Origin of the sequence: Streptosporangium sp. NPDC050284, from assembly GCF_044459525.1 — a bacterium.
Taxonomy (GTDB): Bacteria; Actinomycetota; Actinomycetes; order Streptosporangiales; family Streptosporangiaceae; genus Streptosporangium.
Window position 1 is genome coordinate 1 of sequence record NZ_JBITIZ010000040.1, and the last position, 17,891, is coordinate 17,891.

Consider the following 17,891-nt stretch of genomic DNA (forward strand, 5'->3'; position numbering starts at 1 on the left):
GAAAGTTACCTCGCCGGCCTTCATCTACGCGGAGCCATCTTGTGGATTCGAAGCCTTCAACCCGCCTGAAGATCCGAAGTCCGTACAGGCCCTAGCCGGCTTGTCTGAGGCAGACAAAGAGATCCTGACCCTGACCACCTGGCATGGCCTATCCACCACGGAAGCGGCCGAGGTACTCGGCTGCACCAAGGCCGCCTTCTTCGTCCGCTTGCATCGAGCGCGCCGCCGACTGCAGTCGGCGATCGAAGCCACCGGTACCACATCCCGAAAGCCCGTGACCGTTCCAGGAAGGAAACTGCGATGAGCCGCAAGCCCGATGCGATGGACCTGCTAGCCATGGCCCGCCCGGCTTCGCTGGACCGCGGATCACGCATCTCCGCTGACGACATGCTGTTCATGGCCACCGCCGAGGCACCACCAGAACCCTCGCGCAGGCCATCGCGCCCGAGACGGACCCTGCTGGCGGCCCCGGCCTCGCGGACCCGGTCCCGCCTGTGGGTCCTGTGGGCGCCGCTGTCCACGGCCGCGATCGTGGCCCTGGTCTTCGCGCTGGTGACGAACCTGGCATCGGCCCCTGCCGTGCTCAGTCCGACGAGGACCAACCAGGAGCTGTTCGACCTGGCCGACAGGATCGAGAGACTCCCCGCAGAGAGCGGCGCCTACTGGCGCGAGGTGAGGATCGACGGCAGCCACCTGTCTACCGGTGGCTACAGGCTCGTGGTGGTCGGCCGCCGCGAGACCTGGCAGCCGCGCGATCCCGCTGATCTGGTGCTCACGCAGGTGTGGCGGCAGGACAGCGCCCGCCCGGCCACGGCCGAGGACGAGCGCGCCTGGCGGGCGGCGGGAGCTCCCGCCCGGGTCAAGGGGCACTGTGAGACCAGCGGGCCGTGCGATTCGGTTCTGGTCGCCAACGAGCCGAAGGACTGCAGGTACACCTTGAGAATGGATCCCACGGGAAACTATCCCAACACCACGGTCAGCGAGTTCACCATGGCCGATCTGGCGGCGATCCCCACCGATCCGGCCGAGCTTGTGAAGCAGCTCCGTGCCTACCACGAGATCTGGAACGGCCGTGGTTTCACGCAGCCCTTCGAGAAGTTCCTACCGACCACCGCGAACCTCCTGGGCATGCCGCTCAGCCCTGCCCAGCGCGCCGCGATCATCCGCGTCCTGGCCGGTCTGCCGACCACCAAGGTTATGGGCACAGTGACGGATCCGCTTGGTAGAAGGGGCATATCCGTGGACTTCGGCGGGGCGGGAGGCTCCCTGGTGTACTCCAACAAACCACGCAAGGAGCTGCCGGTCTACTACAGGCAGATCCTCGACCCAGGGACGGGCGAGACGCTCTCCGGCGTCTCCTACGCGGCCCGCACCGCTCTGGGAGCGACCAAGGATGAGGCCATGGGCTACCAAGCCCGCGGCCCCGAGTCGGGCTGGACCGGGCCGCCGGCTTCTCCACCGAAGGGGTGCAAGAAGGGGAAGTGAAAGGGTGCCCCGGCGGCGATGAGCGCGCGGCCGGGGTCCGCACGGTAGACGACTCAGCTGACAGACGCGTTCAAGTAGTTCTGGATCTCTGCAGGGATGACAACGGCGCTCACGTGGCCCCCCGCATGGATCAGGTGGCCTGCTGGACTTCCAGGCCCGAGACTGGCCCGAGGTCGAGCTGTTTGCTCATGTCGAGCTCGAACTTGCCGTACAGGTTCAGATGGGACCAGAACAGAGCCGACAGGGCGCGCCGGTCGGCGTCGGTGAGCTTCTTTCGCCAGTGCGGCTCGGCGAGGACGATCTGCACCATCCTGGTGTTCAGGTAGACGATCGCGGCCTGGACCAGGTGAAGGGCCAGCGCGGAGACCTCGACGTGCTCACGGTCGTCGCCGGTCAGATCACCGGCCTTGCCGTAGAAGATGTCCTTGTTGGCCGAGTTCCAGTTCTCCACCACGTTGAGGCCCTCGTGGATCTCGTGCCGCAGCTCCTCCTCGGCCAGGTAGTCGCAGATGAAGACGGTGCGGATCACCCGGCCGAGTTCCTCGATGGCCCGGTAGGTGGGGTGCTTGGGGCCGCCGCGGGTGAAGCGGCGCAGCATCTGATGGGCCTCGGCGGTGCCGAGGCGCAGCGCCGTCGCGTACTTGATCATCTGGTCGTACTGGTTGGCGATCAATTCCCAGTCGACGGTCTTGTCTGACAGGACGCCCTCCAGCTGCGGCCAGGCCTCGCCCTCGGTCAGGCCGGCCGGTACAGGCGGGCCGAGCCGATGTTCTTCAGCCGGGGCAGCAGCTTGAAGTCCAGCAAGTGCAAGAACGCAAAGCCAACGATCGAAGCTCCGTGGGTATCGGTGTACTGGCGATCGATCTCCGCGCTGGTCAGATGACGGAGCAAGCCCTCGATCATCGAGGCGACCTCGGAGTCCGTGGTGGATCGCACCTGGCTGTAGATGCAGACGTTCTTGCGTTCTACGTGCCAGTACACCATGATCCCGGCACCGCCGTAGCGCTGATGCCATTCGGTCATGAAGTTCGCCGACCAGGAACCGAACTTGCGCGAGTCCGACGCGCACGCCGTGCCCGGCCCCCACAGCGAGACGTCGCGCACCTGGAGTGTCTTGCTGACCACCGTGCGGATCGCGGCCCGCAGGTTGTCGCGGTTGACAAACAGGCGGCGGGTCCGGCGCAGCGCGGCCTCGGTGTCGGCCTCTATCCCCGTGCTCCAGCGGTACCGCCTCGGCGGCGTAGAAGGTCTCGGCGGAGCCGTCGTAGCGCTTCAGCAGGTCCAGGGCGTCCATCACCGGCTTGAAGGTGTCGTTGCTGGAGCGGAAGGCCACCGCTTTGAGCAGCTTGGGCAGGCCGCGCCGGTAGTGGTGGGAGTAGGAGCCACGCAGCTTGGTCCGCACCCGGGTACGAAGCTCCTTCTCATTCGCCTTGGCCTCGGCGATGATGTCTTCCAGCGTCCGCTCACCGACCAGCGGATACAGGGCCTTGCGGACGATCTCCTCCAGTAGTTCCAGCGCCGCCGTGGCGAGCTTCACCAAGATCCCGTTCTTGCCCTGCACCCGCCGGAACTCGGCGTTGAGCTCGCCCTCGACCTTCTTCTCCGCCAGCACGCTGATCCTGTGCACGAGCTGGATCAGCGGCTCCACCAGCCCGTCGATCAGCTCCGCCTGCCGCACCTGGCGCAACGTGGCCAGCAGGGGGAGGCGCACCGGCGGTGCCGCCGCCTCGAAATCGGACGGGGACATCTTCATCGCCCGGGCCCGCCGGCCCGCCACCACCTTCTCCGAGACCCCCTCGAACAACGCGGTCGGCAGCCCGATCGCCTTGACCCGCTCCAGCTTCACGATCTCCGCCAGCAGCGTCTCCAACTGCAGCGGCCCCGGGTCCTCCTTCAGCTCCTGCAAGAACGCGCGCCGGCCGCCAAACGCGCCAGCAGCGCGCCGCGCAGCCGATCCCGCGACATCTCCACCGGACAGATCTTGGTGGCCAGCCAGTCGGCGAGCTTGTCCTCATCACCCACCGTCGGCTCACGAAAGCCGTGAAACTCCCGGATTTACGCCCGATGGTTCTTGATGGTCCGGCCGGACCAGTCGTAAGCGGCGAACAGTTGCGCGTCGACCTTCACCTGTCCCGCCATGAACTCCACCGCCGGGCGAGGCACGTCCTCCCTGCGGGGAAACCTGGCTTCCAGCTCGAAGAACTTCAGCATCAGACCGAAGCCGAGCCGCGTCGCCCCGGATTTGTTCGCCAGCAGCGCGAACTCCTCCTCATCCAGCGTCCAGCACTCGATCAGATCCTCTAACTCCCATTCGCGTCGCATGCCGCACCCTTTCTCCCGATCTCCAGCGGAGCATCAGGAGAAACACGATTTGTAACCATGTGACTACCAAACGGTATCTCCGAGTTGTGATCGCGACGTAGCGGACCCGAGATGCAACGCTCAGTTACATTGCCCCCGCCTCAAAATGCCTCTTCATCATGCGGGCTACTCGAATTACGATCACTCAGAGCTACTTTGCCCCTGGTGACGGCGACCCGAGCGCCGGGCCCACATGAGTGGTTCGCGGAGATGCAGAGACATGCTCCGTCGACACCTGACCCGGCGGCCGAGAGGGGGCCGCGCCAGGGCGATCGAACTTCGCACGTTTCCGGATGTCGAGAATGTGGTGCCTGCTCCGTCCCAGGTACACCGGTGGCCACGACGGGCCGCCCAGCGAAGAAGGAGAACCACCATGGCGATTCAGCGGATGGACAACGTCGGCATCGTCGTCGACGACCTTGAGGCCGCGATCGCGTTCTTCGTGGAACTCGGCATGGAGCTGGAAAGCGAGGCGCAGATCGAAGGCCTCTGGGCGGACCGTACCGTCGGGCTCGACGGTGTCCGGAGCGACATCGCGATGATGCGGACCCCGGACGGCCACAACAAGCTGGAGCTGATGAAGTACCACGCCCCCGCGGCGATCAGCGCCGGGCCGGAGAACCCGCCGCCCAACACGCTGGGCCTGCATCGGGTCATGTTCGCCGTCGACGACATCGACGACGTCGTCGCCCGCCTGGGCGCCCACGGCGCCGAACTCCTCGGCGATCTGGTGCGCTACGAGAACAGCTATCGGCTCTGCTACCTCCGCGGTCCCGGGGGGATCATCGTCGCGCTGGCCGAGCAACTCGGCTGACGGCCCCCCGGGACGGCCCGCGACCGACCGGAACGATCCGCCGGATGGACCGAGAACGACAAGCGGGAGGGGGCGGCCAAGTGCGGCCGAGCGGCACACGATCGCTCGCGTGGGATGGATCTCCCACGCCTCGCCCCCACAGCGGTACGCGGACTTCGTGAAGTCCGCCGGAAAATGTCGCGACGTGATGTCGAGAAGCCGCGCGCCGCTCCGTCCCCGCGGTGAACACCGCCACAATGGGCCGTACTTCACCAAGGAGAACACGATGGCCAAGTACCTGCTGCTCAAGCACTACCGGGGCGCGCCGGCCTCGGTGAACGACGTGCCGATGGACCGGTGGGAGCCGGAGGAGATCTCGGCCCACGTGCAGTACATGCGTGACTTCGCCGCCCGGCTTGAGAGCACCGGCGAGTTCGTCGACAGCCAGGCACTCTCCCCGGGGGGCACCTTTGTCCGCTACGACGGAGAGGGACGGCCGCCGGTCACCGACGGCCCGTTCGCGGAGACCAAGGACCTGATCGCCGGCTGGATGGTGATCGACGTCGAGACCTACGAGCGGGCACTTGAGCTGGCCGGCGAGTTGTCCGCGGCTCCAGGAGCGGGCGGGAAGCCGATCCACGAGTGGCTTGAGGTGCGGCCACTCGTAGGTGAGCAGCCCACGGTGATCGAGTGAACGAGTCGCTGCTGCGGGAGCTGGTGCCCGCGGTGATCGGCGTTCTCGTCCGTCGTGGAGCCGCCTTCGCGGCGGCCGAGGACGCCGTGCAGGACGCCCTGGTCGAGGCCGTACGCGTGTGGCCGGACGATCCGCCGCGGGACCCCCGGGGCTGGCTGATCACTGTGGCCTGGCGCAAGTTCCTCGACGCCGCCCGCGCCGACACCTCGCGGCGGCACCGCGAGGTGCGTGTCGAGACCGAGCCCCTGCCCGGCCCGGGGGAGGCGGTGGACGACACGCTCCGGCTGTACTTCCTGTGTGCGCACCCGTCCCTGACGCCGGCCTCGGCCGTCGCGCTCACGCTGCGCGCGGTCGGCGGATTGACGACACGCCAGATCGCGCAGGCCTATCTCGTGCCGGAGGCGACCATGGCCCAGCGGATCAGCAGGGCGAAGCGGACCGTCTCGGGCGTCCGGTTCGACCGGCCGGGGGACGTCGCCACGGTGCTGCGCGTGCTCTACCTGGTCTTCAACGAGGGTTACTCCGGCGACGTCGATCTCGCCGCCGAGGCGATCCGGCTCACTCGCCGGCTGGCCGCGGCGACCAAGCATGAGGAGGTCGCGGGCCTGCTCGCGCTCATGCTGCTGCACCACGCCCGCCGGCCCGCACGAACCGGCCCCGACGGCAGGCTCGTGCCCTTGGCCGAGCAGGACCGCGGCCTGTGGGACACCCGCCTGATCGCCGAGGGCGTCGACGTGCTCCAGGCGGCCCTCGCCCGTGACCGGCTGGGCGAGTTCCAGGCCCAGGCCGCCATCGCCGCGCTGCACGCCGACGCCCGAACGGTCGAGGAGACCGACTGGGTGCAGATCGTCGAGTGGTACGACGAACTGGTGCGTCTCACCGGCAATCCGGTGGCCCGTCTCAACCGGGCCGTCGCGGTCGGCGAGGCCGACGGCCCGCGGGCCGGTCTGGCCGCCCTCGCGGAACTCGACCCCTCCCTGCCCCGCCACACCGCCGCCGCGGCGTACCTGCGCGAACGTGACGGCGACCCGGTGACCGCGGCACGTCTCTACGCCGAAGCCGCCCGATCGGCACCCAACCTCTCCGAACGCGACCACCTCATGCGACAGGCCGCACGACTCAACGCGCGACTGCGCGGTTGAGCGGCGGACACCAGGCGTTCACCCAACACCCTCCTGCCGGCCTTCGAAGCTCCGCGAAGCAGGACTCAGGCGGCTCGATCGGCGGCTTCCAAGGACTCGATGAGCTGGGTTCGGGCTCGCGCCACCCGTGAGCGCACCGTGCCGATCGGGCAGCCGATCAGCAGGGCGGCCTCGGCGTAGGGCATACCGACGATCTGGGTGAGCACGAAAGCCTCCCGCCGCTCACGGGGCACCTGGGCCAGCAGGTCGGCCAGAGCCACCTGATCCTCGCAGCCTGGCAGCCCGACGGGTTGACGCCGTTCGGCGACGCCCTGCCAGTCGGCGAGATCGGCGATCGCGGGACGGCGGGACGCGGACCGGAACCGGTCGACGACGACCCGCCGGGCGATGGACAGCAGCCAGGTCCTGGCCGAGGAGCGGCCCGCGAAGTGGGGCAGGCTCCGCAGGACGCGCACGAACGTCTCCTGGGTCAGGTCCTCAGCCGAGGCGCTCCCGGCCAGATGGGCGACGAACCTGCGGACCTCGGCGTAGACGGCGCGGGTGAAGGCCTCGACGTCCGCGGGCGCTCCCGAGCGTGCGGTCAGCGCGAGCACCGTCAAATGGTCATCGGGACACGCGGTGGCTTCGTGGTCGGCGGTGGGTTGATCGCGCGTGGCGGAAATCATGGTGATCGTTCCTCGGGTCACGGTGCAGAACGGATACACGGGTCGAAGACACGCCCTCGACAGGACGGTCGGATAGAAGCCGGGAGCGGCTCAGCCGCGGATGTCCAGGCAGGTCGTGGAATCGGGGCACGACGGCGGCCGAACGGACCGGGTCCGCCCGGGAGAACATCGTGAGGAGACGGAACCGCCTTCAACCAGAGGTCGGCCCGTGATGGGGGAGCGGCTCAGCCGCGGATCGACAGCGGCGGGGCCCGCCCGCTGAGCGCGTACCGCAACAGCACCGACCGCAGGAGCGGCGGTGCGGGGGAGGTGGTGAGCCATGGGCGGGTGGGTTCGGCCGTTGGATCGCACCGGACTGTCAGCAGCCGTAGAACCCGGACGGCGAGGCGGCGCAGCACCGCCCAGAGCGCGGCCTCGCCGCGCGCCAGCCACAGGGCGGCCAGCGCTCCGGCCCAGGCGTGTGTCACCACCATGCCCAGGCCCGGGACCAGCCCGGACCCCGGATGTGTGTGCCCACCGATCTCGGCCGGCGGCGCGATGAGATGAACGGTGGAGAAGAGCAGGTGCAGCGCCACCTGCGTGGCCGCCAGCAGCGGCCAGATCACCGCCATGCCGCGCTCGCCGCCGGTCGCGGGCAGTGCCGTCAGGAACGCCAGTGCCAGGGCGCCCGCCGCCGCCGGTGCGGAGACGACGCCGCCGCCCAAGACGTGGGCGAGCGCGCCCAGCCCCAGGCACACCACGGCGAAGGCCGCGGCGCGGGCCAGGCGTAGCGTCAGGTGCGCGGGCGTGCTCAGCGGATCACTCCGCCCCGCCGCCGGGACGGTCCCTGCGGGAGGTCAGCGACCAGATGCCCGCGCCGAGCACCACGAGCGCGACCAGCGCGATCCAGGTCCAGCCCGGCAGGCCCTGGGAAGCCTGCCGGTCGTCGGCCGCGGAGACGGGGCCGTCGGCCACGGCGGGGGCGGGCGAGGAGGGTTGCCCGGCCGCCGACGGAACGGCGGAGGCGTCCGGCTCCGCCGTCGGCGTGCGGGAGGGGGCGCTGGACGGGGTCGCCGGGGCGGTCACGGTGAAGGGGATCTCCCCTTCGATCGGGTGGCCGTCGGGGGAGACCACCCGCCAGGCGATCACGTACCTGCCTGCCGGCAGCGGCTCGGGAACGTCGGAGGTGACCGTGTCACCCGCGCCTTTCGCCTTGCCGATGTCGATGACCACATCGCTCGCCGAGCGCAGCGCGACCACGGGGAAGCGGATTCGGGAGCTGAACTCCAGTTTGATCCGCTCGACGGCGGATACCTTGGCGTTTTTGGCCGGAGAGCTGCTCTTGAGGCGGTCGTGGGCGAGTGCGGCGGGGGCGGCGAGAGCGCTGAGCAGGACGAACAGGGCACAGCACAGCGTGGTGACAACGGTCGTGCGGACAGAGCGCGGCAGGGATGCCATCGTGGGCTCCAGAAAGGACCTTTTCGCCGTGCCTCGGTACGGGCCGACGCGAACGGAAGGGACGCCTCCGGCGAAAGAAGAGAGGAGGACGTCGTGGTCACAGGGGCACGCCGCCCGCCGGACCCTTTCTTCCGAGGTCCCTCAGCCGGCGTGGTGCGACACGGGCGGGCCGCGCCGCCGCAGCGCCGGGAGAATCTCCCAACCACCGTACGGCCGCACCTCCGCGGTCGGAACGGCCCGCCACACCGGCGCCGTCACCTCGACGGGGACGGCGAACAGCAGCCGAATCAACGGCCTCGGCCCGCCGTACAGGCGGATCATCAGCCACAGCGCGCTCTCACCCCGGTGCAGCCACCAGCCGGTGCCCAGTGCCACCACCAGATGGACCACCGTCATGCCCGGCCCGGAATGGTCATGCTCGGTGGGCGACATCGTGTGCGAGGCGGGCGCGGCACGGCTGAACAGCTCGTGCAACACGATCTGCGTGCCGATGGTCGCGCCGAGCACGACCTCCATCCCGCGTTCGCGCCCGTTCAGCGCGTACGCGACGCAAAAAGCGATCAGCGCGCCGAGAACGGCCAGGTACGGGGGGATCAGGCCACCTCCGGCCAGGGCGTGGCCGCCCGCGGAGACCACGAGGCACATCGTCGCGAAGACGACGGCTCGCGGCACGCGCAGCGCCGACGCCGGAGGGGTCACGAAAGACATCTTGTCAGGCAGGTAGCCCGCCGAGAAGACCGGGACCGTGGATCATGTCATCGACCATCGCCGCCCGGGGCGCCCACCTCATGTCCGGAGATACGCGGATGGGCGGTCCGGCGGTTCACCCGGTGGGCGTCCGGCGTTCCGCGCCGGCCGTGCGTACGAAGCCGACCCCGGTCGAGGCGCGAGGAGCTCCCGTGGACCGTGCCGACCAGCAGCCCGTCGCCGCAGGAGGCCGCGAAGGTCGTTCAGGGCCTGCGGCCGTGGAAGGTGCGGCGCAGGTCGTTCACCCAGGCGTCGGGGTTCTCCCAGGGGATGAAGTGGCCGCCGTGGTCGTGGGCGTTGACGTTGACGTGGTTGAACCAGTCGCCCTGCGGGCCGGTCTTGAACGCCTGGACTCGCTCGGTGGCGGTGTGGATGCCGGGCGGGTTCTCGTACGTGACGAAGGTGAGTCCGACCGGGGCCTGCACGACCGGGATGCGGTCGTGGGCGGGGGTCCAGGGGTAGCGGTTGGCGTTGGCGTAGTAGCGCATCGACGTGGCGATGGAGTTGTTCACCCAGTAGATCGTGGCGTGGGTGAGCAGGTCGTCCTTGGTGAAGACGGATTCGACGTCGCCGCCGTTGTCGCTCCAGGCATTCCAGCGCTCCAGCAGCCAGGCGAGCAGTCCGGCGGGTGAGTCGCTCAGCCCGTGGGCCAGGGTGGCGCCGTCGAGCATGTGCACGGCGAGGTGGGACGCCCAGCGGTGGTCCAGCTCGATGATGCGGGCGCGGATATCTGCGGGCTGGTCGTCGGTGAGAGGCTGATTCCGGGCGAAGTTCCAGGCCCGGGGGCCGGCGAAGAAGTTGAGCGGCAGCCCGGAGCCGATGTGGATGCCGTACAGCTCGTCGGCGTACTTGTGGCCGAGCTGGCTGGTGACGATCCCGCCGATGTCACAGCCCCCGGCGGCGTACTTCTCATACCCCAGGGTCTCGGTCATCAGGGTGTGCCAGAGGTCGGAGACCTTCCAGAAGTTGACGTCGGGAAAGCCGGTGAGCGGGCCGGGGAAACCGAAGCCGGGCAGAGACGGCACGATGACGTCGAAGGCGTCGGCGGGGTCACCGCCGAACGCGGCCGGGTCGGCGAGCGGATCGATCACCTTCGACCAGTGCCAGAACGTCCACGGCCAGCCGTGGGTGAGGATCAGCGGGATCGGACGGGGGCCGCGGCCGGCCTTGCGCATGAAGTGCACCGGGACACCGTCGACGCTCACCTGGTAGTGCTCGTAGACGTTGATGGCCGCCTCGGCCTTGCGCCAGTCGTAGCTGTCCCGCCAGTAGGCGACCAAATCACGGAGATAGCCGTCGGGGACACCGTAGGACCAGTCCTCATTTCCCTCGTCCAGCGGTGGACGGGTCGATGCGAGACGGGCGCGCAGGTCATCGAGAGCCTCGTCGGACACGTGGATCGCAACGGGCTTCAGGGGGAAGACGTGCGGGGTGCTCATCGCGTGGTTCCTTACTCAGGATGTCTCTGGGTTTACCGGCCGGTGCGGCTCAGGACCCGCTGGAAGATCTCGGCGAGGCGGCGCAGATCTTCCGGCTCGCAGTCGGCGAACGGGGTCTCGGCAAGTGTCACGCCGATGACGCGCTCGCGTGCCCGCCGGCCCTGCTCGGTCAGCACGACAACCCGAGAACGCCGGTCGCCGGGGTCCACGGCACGCTCGACGTACCCGCGGTCGGCCAGCTGGTTGACGACGAAACTGAGGTTGGGCGCGTTGCAGAACAGCCGGCCCGCCAGCACCGTCATCGACGGGGCGGGCTGTCCGGGGTCGATCGCCCACAGGGCCTGCGCGGTCGCGTGCGTGAGCCGGAGCTCCTCGAGTGCCTTGGCGATGCGGTCACCGGTCAGCATGAAGACCTCATGACTGGCCCGCACCACCTGCTCCAGCGCCTGGTCCGTCATGCTCTGAGGATAGCAGTTTGTTTCGAGACTCGAAGCTGTTAGCCTGCTTTTGCTTTGAGCCTCGAAGTAAATGGAGTTGGACGATCATGTACAGGTATCGCGGTATCACCGCACTCGTCACCGGCGCGTCCAAAGGGCTCGGCGTGGCCTACGCGCACGAACTCGCGCGGCGAGGGGCTCATGTCGTGCTCGTGGCCCGCTCCGGCGACGCGTTGCGCCGGGTCGCCGATGAGATCCGTGAGGCGCACCCGGTCGACGTGAACCCCGTGACGGCCGATCTCGCCGGGCCCGACGGAGTGAAGGGGCTGATCGCGGAGCTGGACCGGCAGGGTCGTACCGTCGACCTGCTGGTCAACAACGCGGGCGCGGGCGCCGTCGGCCCGTTTCTGAGCACCCCGCTTCGACGGAACGTCAGTTCGGTCGAGCTGAACGTCACCGCCCTGATGAGCCTGACCCACGTGCTCGGCGGCCGCATGGCCGAAAGGGGGCGCGGCGGAATCATCAACGTAGCCTCGACGGCCGCTTTCCAGCCGATGCCGTACCAGGCCGGCTACGCGGCGACGAAGGCGTTCGTGCTGTCGTTCACCGAATCACTCGCCGAGGAACTCCGCGGCACAGGAGTCCGTGTCATGGCAGCCCACCCCGGAGCCACCGACACGGGGTTCTTCGACGGCACCTCCGTCACCATGAATCCGGCGTTCACCGATGCGCCGGAAGGCGTCGCGGTCAAGACCCTCGACGCCTTCGCCAAGGGCACCGTCAACTCCTACCCGGGGCGCGCGGTCAACAGGGCGGCGACGTGGGTCCCTCGCGCGCTGCCCCGCACCACCGTTACCCGGCTGACCGGGCGCCTGAACCGTAAACTGGGCTTGCATCGTGCCCACGACATCGACCATTCGGGGCACTGACTCGACAACAGGACAATCACCGCTCAGATCCCCCGATCGGATCTACCCGCGTCATCGATCGCTGCCACGCCAGACCTGCGCCAAAGGGTCAGCGGGCCAGCAGGCCCCGGATCGCCGCCGCGATCTCGTCGGGTGCCTCCTCCGCCATGAAGTGCCCCGACCGGGTCAGCCGGTGGTCCAGATCCGGCGCCCACGCCTTCCACACCCCGGCAGCGTCGTAGCCCAGCTGCGCGCCCCAGTCCTGCTGGACGACCGTCACGGGCATGGCCAGCTGCGATCCGGCGTCCAGGTCCGCCTGGTCGTGCAGGACGTCGATGCCCGCCGAGGCCCGGTAGTCCGCGACGATCGACGGCACCGCCGCGGCGCTCGCCCGCAGGTATTCGGCACGCACATCCTCCGGCACGGCGGTCGGGTCGTTGGCCCAGGCGTCGAGGAACGAACCGAAGAACGCGTCCACACTGCCTGCGATCATCACCTCCGGCAGGCCCGGCGGCTGCGCCATCAGGAAGAGGTGGTAGCCGACCGCCGCCGAGACGCCGTGCAGGACGTCCCACATGTCGAGCGTCGGCACGATGTCGAGGATGCCCAGGTGCGTGATGGTCTCAGGGTGGTCCAGCCCCGCCCGGAAGGCGACCAGGGCGCCCCGGTCGTGGCCGACGAGGGCGAAGCGCTCGTGCCCGAGCGCCGCCGCCAGGGTCACGACGTCGGCGGCCATGGTGCGCTTGGCGTACACATCGGGGTCGGTGGCCGCCGGCTTGTCGCTGGCGCCGTAACCTCGCAGGTCAGGACAGATCACCGTGTGCTCGCCGACGAGCCGCCCGGCAACGTGTCGCCACATCAGGTGGGTTTGCGGGAAACCGTGCAACAGCACGACCGGGCTGCCGCTGCCGCCGACAGCGGCGGCCAGCTCAACCCCGTCCGCGCCGGGCAGGCGAATGTGATCGAAGCCGGGAATGGTGAGCGTCATGAAGGGCCGTCCTTTTCTGGTGGGGGACTGACCTGGTCAGCCTGGGCGACGGCGATCAGCAGCCGATCAGTACGGTTGGGCGCGGCCGACCCCCGGCAGAGAGGATGGGGGCATGCGAATCGACGTGCTCGGTGCCGTGCGGGCCCTCCGCGACGACGGCAGCCCGGTCGACCTGGGCGGACCCCGCCATCGTGAGGTACTTGCCAGGCTCGTCGCCGCCGAGGGGCGGATGGTCACCACCGACACCCTTGTCGACGACCTGTGGGCCGATCCGCCGGACCGCGCCGTGGGCGCTTTGCAGACGTTCGTCGCCGCGCTGCGCCGTGCCCTCGAACCCGACCGGCCGCCCCGCAGTCCGCCGCGAGTGATCGTCACCGAAGGTCCCGGCTACGCGCTGCGCCTGTCGCGCGAGGACGTGGACGTCTACCGGTTCCAGGACACCCTGGTCCGCGCTCGCCGCAACCCCGACGCGGTGACCGATCTCGGCGCGGCGCTCGCGGCCTGGCGCGGACCCGCCTACGCCGATGTGCCCGGCTCCCCATGGGCGCGGCGCGAGCGGACCCGGCTGGAGGAACTGAGGTTGGAGGGGGTGGAACTACGTGCCCGCATCCTCCTCGACTCCGGGGAAGGGGCCGATCTCGTCGCCGAACTGGGGGCCCACGTCGCCGAACATCCGTGGCGCGAGCCGGCCTGGGGGCTCCTCGCCCGCGCGCTACACCGCGCGGGCCGCCAGGCCGACGCGCTGGCCGCACTCCGCCGCGCCCGTACGATGCTCGTCGACCAACTCGGACTGGATCCCGGTGCCGACCTTCAGCGCCTGGAGACGGACATCCTCAACGGACCCACGCTCCTCGAAGGCGCACGTATCGCGTGGAACGGTCCCGGTGCCCGGCTCGGCCCGCGCACCACCGTGGATCTGGCCCGCACCCTCGCACTGGCGGGTGGCGACGCCCTCGTCCACTCGCGGCGCGACCGCCTCGCCGCCATCCAGGCGGCGGAACGTACGGGAGACCTCTTTCTGACCGCCCGGATCATCGGCGCCTACGACGTGCCCGCCATCTGGAGCCGGGCCGACGACCCCGAGCAGTCCCGCGCCGTCGTCGCGGCCGCCGAGCGCACGCTCACCGCGCTCGGCCCCGGCGGCCCCGCCGACCTGGCCGGCCGCCTCCTGGCCACGATCGCCGTCGAGAGCCGCAGCGCCGATCTGTCCGGAGCCGAGCTGAGGCGCGCGCGACAGGCGGCGCTGCGGGCCGAGGCGCTGGCACGGGACCTGGCCGATCCCGCCCTGCTGGCCTTCGCCCTCAACGGGGTGTTCCTGCAGTCCTTCACCCGCCCCGGGCTCGCGGCGGTACGGGACGGGATCGGCGCCGAGATCCTCGACCTGTCCACCCGGCACGAGCTGCCGAACTTCGCCGTACTCGGCCGACTCATCCGCCTGCAATCCGCCTCGGCCCTCGGCGACCTCGACACCGCGACCGCGCACGCCGAGGCCGCCGAACAGCTCGCCGCCACCACAGAGGCGCCCCTCGTCACAGTCCTCACCCGGTGGTTCAGGGCCCGGGCCATGGCCGCCCGCAGCACCGAACCCGGTGGACCGAGCGCCGCCACGACCGCAGCGCACTACCGCTCTTGTGAGGGCGCCCTCCAGGTGGCCGGAATGCCGGGACTGCACCGCGGCCTGTTCCCGCTCGCCCTGCTGGGGTTGCGCCTGCTGCACGGCAGGCCCGCGCCCGTTGACCCACACCTCGACTGGGGTCCGTACCGGCCTTGGGCACGCCCCCTCGTGCTACTCGCCCAAGACCGGGGTGAACAGGCCCGTACTGCCCTGGCCGCGGTGCCCGAACCACCGCGTGACCACATGCAGGAGGCCATGTGGTGCCTGACCGCCCACGCCGCCGTACGCCTCGGCGAGCGCGAAATCGCCGCGCACGCTGCGGCGGCCCTGAGCGATGCCGGTGCGGAACAAGCCGGCGCCGGCAGCGGACTGCTGACGCTGGGCCCGGTGGCGCGGTATCTGGCGGAGGCGAGGGCATGCGCCGAAGCGGGGTAGGCGACGACGATCCGCGAGCTCCGAGCCTGTCCGCGCTCGCCCCACTCCCGCAACCCGTGCGCTTGGACGCCGAACGTCCGGTGAACGGTCCGGCCTGGCCTGCCAGTAGGAGTGGAACGGCGAACCGGGCTTGGTGTCACATCCGTTGACACTGTGCGGGATGATGACCGACGGCGCCCCCTCGTGATCTCTGTGGGGAGTCGCTGACCAGCTGATCTCCATAGGAGAGGGTGCCTGATGGCCCTGCCGGTGATGATGGTGGAGCAGCGTGCGAAGGCGTTGGCGAAGGCGGCCGAGGCGCGTACGGCGCGTCGCGCGCTGTTGGCGGAGGTGACCTGCAGCGTGGTGAGTGTGGCGGAGGTGTTCGAGCGCAGCGGGCAGGATCTGGTCAGCAGGACACGGGTGGTTCAGGTCTTGCGGGCCGTTCCCGGGTATGGGCCGGCCCGGGTCGCGGCGTTGATGGCCGTCTGCGGGGTGGCGGAGAAGCAGCGTGTTGGCGCGCTGACCGAGCAGCAGTGCGAGCGACTCTTGCGGGCTTTCATCGGCTGACCGCGCCGGGACTGGATCGGGTGCGCTATCGGAGTTCCGCGTCCGGGTGAGGTTGGCTCTGCAGGCGATGGCGAAGTTCGGCCTCCTGCTCCGTCAGCGCCTGGCCCGGGCGGCGAATGCGGGCTCGGACAGGGCGGGGAAGTCCTCTGCGTCCTGCAGGAGGGCGAAGTCGGCGTGGGCCGCCTGGACGGCTTCGGGGTAGGCCTGTGTCTTCTCGTGCTCGGCGAGGGCCCGGTAGATGCTGGCCAGGGACGGGTTCTCTCCTTTGCGTTTCCCGGTGGGGATGATCAGGTCTTTGCGGATGTCTTCGACGCGTTCCCCGGCGGCCTTGCGGCGCAGCACGGTGTGCAGCATGTCGTCGAGGATGACCGGGGGGCGGCCGCCGTGGTTGCCAATTCCACGTTCAACGGGCTGGCCCACCGCGAGGAGACCTCGATCGCGCAGGAAGTCACCAAGGCGGCCCCGGCCGGCGCCAGCGTGGTGAAGGCGTTCAACACCATCTTCCGTCATGTCCTGGAGAAGGGTCGGCCCGACGTCTTCATCGCCAGCGATAATGCGCAGGCCAAGGCAAGTGTGGAGGCGTTCATCGAGAGCCTCGGGCTACGCCCGCTGGACGTCGGCGGCCTGAAAATGGCGCACTGGCTGGAAGGAGCGGGCGTGGTCACGGTGGGCCTCGCCAACCACGGGGTGGGGAACCTGGACTTCGCCCTCAGCATCACCGAACTTCCCGTCTGAGCAAACGGTTGACGGATCGCCGAAAGGACTCGCCAATGAAGCTTGGTTTCACACTTCCCATAATCGGGCCCGCCATCAGCAGCGCCGCCGGCCTAAGCGCGTTCTGCCGCGGGATCGAGGACCTTGGCTACGACACGCTGTGGGTCGGCGATCGCCTGGTCCAGCCGGTCGAAATGCATAGCATCTATCCGGGCAAAGAGCAGCCGTACCCGCCGCAGATGAAGCGTTACCTCGACCCGGTGCTGCTGTGGACCGTCGCCGCGACGGCGACCAGCCGGGTACGGCTGAATGCCAGCACGCTCAGCACCTTCTACTACGAGCCGCCGCACCTGGCCCGGATGCTGACCACGCTCGACGTGCTCAGCGATGGCCGTCTCGAGGTCGGCGTGGGACTCGGGTGGATGAAGGACGAGCACAAGCGGGCGGGCCACCCATCTGGATCGGCGGCGCCAGCGAGGCCACGATGCGCCGGGTCGGCCGCAGCGCCACCGGCTGGCTCGGGCTCGAGTTTCTGCCGGACGAGGTCGCCGACCAATTGTGGTCGCTCGCGCGCCAGGCGGCGCAGGAGGCCGGCCGCGATCCCGACGCGCTGAAGAAGGCCATACGTATCAACCTCGAACCGGGCACGTCCGTTGATTCGCTGGCCGACAAGCTCAAGCGCCTCGCCGAGTCCGGTGCGGACGAGGCGTTCGTGGACGCCTTCGCACTGTTCCCCAGCCTTGACCAGATGCTTGACTTCGCCAGCCAGGTGATCGCGCGCACCGGTCGGTTGTGACCACCCAAGAGCCGGACAACCTTGACACAAGGAAGCCATGATCGAGTTCGTCCCGCACCGCGCCACCTGTGTTTCTACGAACAAGTTTTGGATCTGGATCACGTGTCGTCGACAGAACGCCGTAACGGGTCAGGTAGGCGGCGTCGCGGCCCCCTCTCTGTCAGACTCCTGCGAGACACGGACATATGAGTCCTTTTGATGTGAAGCAGGGCGAGACAGGACGATCAAGCAGTGACGATGACCTTCGCTGACCAGGGCGCCATGAGGGGGCAAGATGGTCAGGTGACAGACAAGCGGCCGAGCCGACCGGTGCGCCGGACGTTCACCGCGGCCTACAAGGCGCGGATCCTCGCGGCCTACGACGCGCTGCCCGACGGCAGCCCCGAACGCGGCGCCCTGCTACGCACCGAGAAGCTATACCACTCACATATCGAGCACTGGCGCAAGCAGCAGAACAACGGAACCCTGTCCGCCTCGACCGGTAAACCGAAGAAGGACACCGAATCAGAGGAGTTGGCCCGGCTGCGGGCCGAAAACAAGAAGCTCAAGGCGGACGCGGCCAAACTCGCGGCGCGAAACGACAAGCTCACTGGTGAACTCGGAAAGACCAGGACCGCGCTGGACATCGCGGGAAAAGCATTCGCGCTGCTGGAAAACATCTCAAGCAGCGCGGACTCCGACGAGAG

At 69.2% G+C, this 17,891-nt stretch carries 21 protein-coding genes and 3 pseudogenes; 12 read left to right on the top strand and 12 right to left on the bottom strand.

The annotated features are described in order from the left end of the window. Together ACIBH4_RS39175 and ACIBH4_RS39180 are read left to right on the top strand one after the other, a co-directional pair. A partial coding sequence (locus ACIBH4_RS39175) for a sigma-70 family RNA polymerase sigma factor (protein ID WP_362770236.1) occupies nucleotides 1-304 on the top strand: 304 nt, incomplete at its 5' end. Next, entirely contained in the window at nucleotides 301-1,485 is a 1,185-nt protein-coding gene (locus ACIBH4_RS39180; RefSeq protein WP_362522190.1) for a CU044_5270 family protein, read from the top strand. The genes ACIBH4_RS39175 and ACIBH4_RS39180, both read left to right, overlap by 4 nt. A gap of 130 nt (nucleotides 1,486-1,615) precedes the next feature. Here the strand turns inward: ACIBH4_RS39180 and ACIBH4_RS39185 are convergent, their stop codons facing one another. From ACIBH4_RS39185 to ACIBH4_RS39200, 4 genes and pseudogenes are all read right to left on the bottom strand, one after another. Beyond that, on the bottom strand, nucleotides 1,616-2,224 hold the full coding sequence (locus ACIBH4_RS39185) for a Tn3 family transposase (RefSeq protein ID WP_362770260.1): 609 nt from the start codon (nucleotides 2,222-2,224) through the stop codon (nucleotides 1,616-1,618). Further along, on the bottom strand, nucleotides 2,221-2,694 hold the full coding sequence (locus ACIBH4_RS39190) for a Tn3 family transposase (RefSeq protein ID WP_362770262.1): 474 nt from the start codon (nucleotides 2,692-2,694) through the stop codon (nucleotides 2,221-2,223). The genes ACIBH4_RS39185 and ACIBH4_RS39190 overlap by 4 nt, the downstream gene beginning before the upstream one ends. A gap of 684 nt (nucleotides 2,695-3,378) precedes the next feature. After that, the gene (locus tag ACIBH4_RS39195; protein ID WP_362770238.1) at nucleotides 3,379-3,507 is read right to left on the bottom strand and encodes a hypothetical protein; all 129 of its coding nucleotides are present in this window, start codon (nucleotides 3,505-3,507) and stop codon (nucleotides 3,379-3,381) included. Nucleotides 3,508-3,540: 33 nt separating this feature from the next. Further along, nucleotides 3,541-3,810, bottom strand: a pseudogene (locus ACIBH4_RS39200) (DUF4158 domain-containing protein); the annotation flags it as partial. Nucleotides 3,811-4,234: 424 nt separating this feature from the next. Here ACIBH4_RS39200 and ACIBH4_RS39205 point away from each other — a divergent pair. The 3 genes from ACIBH4_RS39205 (at nucleotide 4,235) to ACIBH4_RS39215 (ending at nucleotide 6,475) form a co-directional block, all read left to right on the top strand. Further along, nucleotides 4,235-4,660: a VOC family protein gene (locus ACIBH4_RS39205; RefSeq protein WP_362522224.1), complete on the top strand. Its 426-nt coding sequence runs from the start codon at nucleotides 4,235-4,237 to the stop codon at nucleotides 4,658-4,660. A 265-nt stretch (nucleotides 4,661-4,925) separates the two neighbouring features. Continuing rightward, on the top strand, nucleotides 4,926-5,333 hold the full coding sequence (locus ACIBH4_RS39210; protein WP_362522194.1) for a YciI family protein: 408 nt from the start codon (nucleotides 4,926-4,928) through the stop codon (nucleotides 5,331-5,333). Continuing rightward, a complete protein-coding gene (locus tag ACIBH4_RS39215) occupies nucleotides 5,330-6,475 on the top strand; it encodes a DUF6596 domain-containing protein (RefSeq protein ID WP_362770241.1) in 1,146 nt (381 codons plus the stop codon). The genes ACIBH4_RS39210 and ACIBH4_RS39215 overlap by 4 nt, the downstream gene beginning before the upstream one ends. Before the next feature lie 65 nt (nucleotides 6,476-6,540). On the opposite strand, the gene ACIBH4_RS39220 is transcribed toward ACIBH4_RS39215, so the two are convergent. The 6 genes from ACIBH4_RS39220 to ACIBH4_RS39245 all read right to left on the bottom strand — a co-directional run bounded on the left by ACIBH4_RS39220 (nucleotide 6,541) and on the right by ACIBH4_RS39245 (nucleotide 11,221). Then, entirely contained in the window at nucleotides 6,541-7,140 is a 600-nt protein-coding gene (locus ACIBH4_RS39220; protein ID WP_362770243.1) for a sigma-70 family RNA polymerase sigma factor, read from the bottom strand. A gap of 224 nt (nucleotides 7,141-7,364) precedes the next feature. After that, complete coding sequence (locus ACIBH4_RS39225; protein ID WP_362522200.1) at nucleotides 7,365-7,877, bottom strand: MFS transporter; 513 nt, start codon at nucleotides 7,875-7,877, stop codon at nucleotides 7,365-7,367. 61 nt (nucleotides 7,878-7,938) lie between these two features. Beyond that, complete coding sequence (locus ACIBH4_RS39230) at nucleotides 7,939-8,577, bottom strand: copper resistance protein CopC (RefSeq protein ID WP_362522202.1); 639 nt, start codon at nucleotides 8,575-8,577, stop codon at nucleotides 7,939-7,941. Nucleotides 8,578-8,718: 141 nt separating this feature from the next. Then, nucleotides 8,719-9,276, bottom strand: coding sequence for a hypothetical protein (locus ACIBH4_RS39235; protein WP_362770245.1), 558 nt, complete (start codon nucleotides 9,274-9,276; stop codon nucleotides 8,719-8,721). Nucleotides 9,277-9,527: 251 nt separating this feature from the next. After that, entirely contained in the window at nucleotides 9,528-10,763 is a 1,236-nt protein-coding gene (locus tag ACIBH4_RS39240; RefSeq protein ID WP_362770247.1) for an epoxide hydrolase, read from the bottom strand. Nucleotides 10,764-10,795: 32 nt separating this feature from the next. Further along, nucleotides 10,796-11,221, bottom strand: coding sequence for a MarR family winged helix-turn-helix transcriptional regulator (locus ACIBH4_RS39245; protein WP_362522208.1), 426 nt, complete (start codon nucleotides 11,219-11,221; stop codon nucleotides 10,796-10,798). A gap of 86 nt (nucleotides 11,222-11,307) precedes the next feature. Between ACIBH4_RS39245 and ACIBH4_RS39250 the strand changes: the two genes are divergently transcribed. After that, the gene (locus ACIBH4_RS39250; RefSeq protein WP_362770249.1) at nucleotides 11,308-12,129 is read left to right on the top strand and encodes an SDR family oxidoreductase; all 822 of its coding nucleotides are present in this window, start codon (nucleotides 11,308-11,310) and stop codon (nucleotides 12,127-12,129) included. 88 nt (nucleotides 12,130-12,217) lie between these two features. Here ACIBH4_RS39250 and ACIBH4_RS39255 read toward each other — a convergent pair whose 3' ends face one another. Then, a complete protein-coding gene (locus ACIBH4_RS39255) occupies nucleotides 12,218-13,096 on the bottom strand; it encodes an alpha/beta hydrolase (protein WP_362770251.1) in 879 nt (292 codons plus the stop codon). A gap of 112 nt (nucleotides 13,097-13,208) precedes the next feature. On the opposite strand from ACIBH4_RS39255, the gene ACIBH4_RS39260 reads away from it, so the two are divergent. Both ACIBH4_RS39260 and mihF read left to right on the top strand, forming a co-directional pair. After that, nucleotides 13,209-15,146: an AfsR/SARP family transcriptional regulator gene (locus ACIBH4_RS39260; RefSeq protein WP_362770253.1), complete on the top strand. Its 1,938-nt coding sequence runs from the start codon at nucleotides 13,209-13,211 to the stop codon at nucleotides 15,144-15,146. Nucleotides 15,147-15,383: 237 nt separating this feature from the next. Next, nucleotides 15,384-15,695, top strand: coding sequence for an integration host factor, actinobacterial type (mihF, locus tag ACIBH4_RS39265; RefSeq protein ID WP_362770255.1), 312 nt, complete (start codon nucleotides 15,384-15,386; stop codon nucleotides 15,693-15,695). 93 nt (nucleotides 15,696-15,788) lie between these two features. Here the strand turns inward: mihF and ACIBH4_RS39270 are convergent, their stop codons facing one another. Then, a complete protein-coding gene (locus ACIBH4_RS39270) occupies nucleotides 15,789-16,049 on the bottom strand; it encodes a hypothetical protein (RefSeq protein WP_362522215.1) in 261 nt (86 codons plus the stop codon). Here ACIBH4_RS39270 and ACIBH4_RS39275 point away from each other — a divergent pair. From ACIBH4_RS39275 to ACIBH4_RS39290, 4 genes and pseudogenes are all read left to right on the top strand, one after another. Then, on the top strand, nucleotides 16,041-16,430 hold the full coding sequence (locus ACIBH4_RS39275; protein ID WP_362770257.1) for a hypothetical protein: 390 nt from the start codon (nucleotides 16,041-16,043) through the stop codon (nucleotides 16,428-16,430). The two genes, ACIBH4_RS39270 and ACIBH4_RS39275, sit on opposite strands and share 9 nt — an antisense overlap. A 35-nt stretch (nucleotides 16,431-16,465) precedes the next feature. Beyond that, a pseudogene (locus ACIBH4_RS39280) lies at nucleotides 16,466-16,645 on the top strand (LLM class F420-dependent oxidoreductase); the annotation flags it as partial. A gap of 32 nt (nucleotides 16,646-16,677) precedes the next feature. Continuing rightward, the gene (locus tag ACIBH4_RS39285) at nucleotides 16,678-17,205 is read left to right on the top strand and encodes an LLM class flavin-dependent oxidoreductase (RefSeq protein ID WP_362770258.1); all 528 of its coding nucleotides are present in this window, start codon (nucleotides 16,678-16,680) and stop codon (nucleotides 17,203-17,205) included. Nucleotides 17,206-17,436: 231 nt separating this feature from the next. Then, nucleotides 17,437-17,891: pseudogene (locus ACIBH4_RS39290) on the top strand (hypothetical protein); the annotation flags it as partial.

What these genes read in the sequence shown, in the direction of transcription:
- ACIBH4_RS39210 (WP_362522194.1), top strand. Translation starts at nt 4,926, where the DNA reads ATGGCCAAGTACCTGCTGCTCAAGCACTACCGGGGCGCGCCGGCCTCG.
- ACIBH4_RS39270 (WP_362522215.1), bottom strand. Translation starts at nt 16,049, where the DNA reads ATGCTGCACACCGTGCTGCGCCGCAAGGCCGCCGGGGAACGCGTCGAA.
- ACIBH4_RS39180 (WP_362522190.1), top strand. Translation starts at nt 301, where the DNA reads ATGAGCCGCAAGCCCGATGCGATGGACCTGCTAGCCATGGCCCGCCCG.
- ACIBH4_RS39260 (WP_362770253.1), top strand. Translation starts at nt 13,209, where the DNA reads ATGCGAATCGACGTGCTCGGTGCCGTGCGGGCCCTCCGCGACGACGGC.
- ACIBH4_RS39250 (WP_362770249.1), top strand. Translation starts at nt 11,308, where the DNA reads ATGTACAGGTATCGCGGTATCACCGCACTCGTCACCGGCGCGTCCAAA.
- ACIBH4_RS39255 (WP_362770251.1), bottom strand. Translation starts at nt 13,096, where the DNA reads ATGACGCTCACCATTCCCGGCTTCGATCACATTCGCCTGCCCGGCGCG.
- ACIBH4_RS39220 (WP_362770243.1), bottom strand. Translation starts at nt 7,140, where the DNA reads ATGATTTCCGCCACGCGCGATCAACCCACCGCCGACCACGAAGCCACC.
- mihF (WP_362770255.1), top strand. Translation starts at nt 15,384, where the DNA reads ATGGCCCTGCCGGTGATGATGGTGGAGCAGCGTGCGAAGGCGTTGGCG.
- ACIBH4_RS39240 (WP_362770247.1), bottom strand. Translation starts at nt 10,763, where the DNA reads ATGAGCACCCCGCACGTCTTCCCCCTGAAGCCCGTTGCGATCCACGTG.
- ACIBH4_RS39245 (WP_362522208.1), bottom strand. Translation starts at nt 11,221, where the DNA reads ATGACGGACCAGGCGCTGGAGCAGGTGGTGCGGGCCAGTCATGAGGTC.
- ACIBH4_RS39205 (WP_362522224.1), top strand. Translation starts at nt 4,235, where the DNA reads ATGGACAACGTCGGCATCGTCGTCGACGACCTTGAGGCCGCGATCGCG.
- ACIBH4_RS39230 (WP_362522202.1), bottom strand. Translation starts at nt 8,577, where the DNA reads ATGGCATCCCTGCCGCGCTCTGTCCGCACGACCGTTGTCACCACGCTG.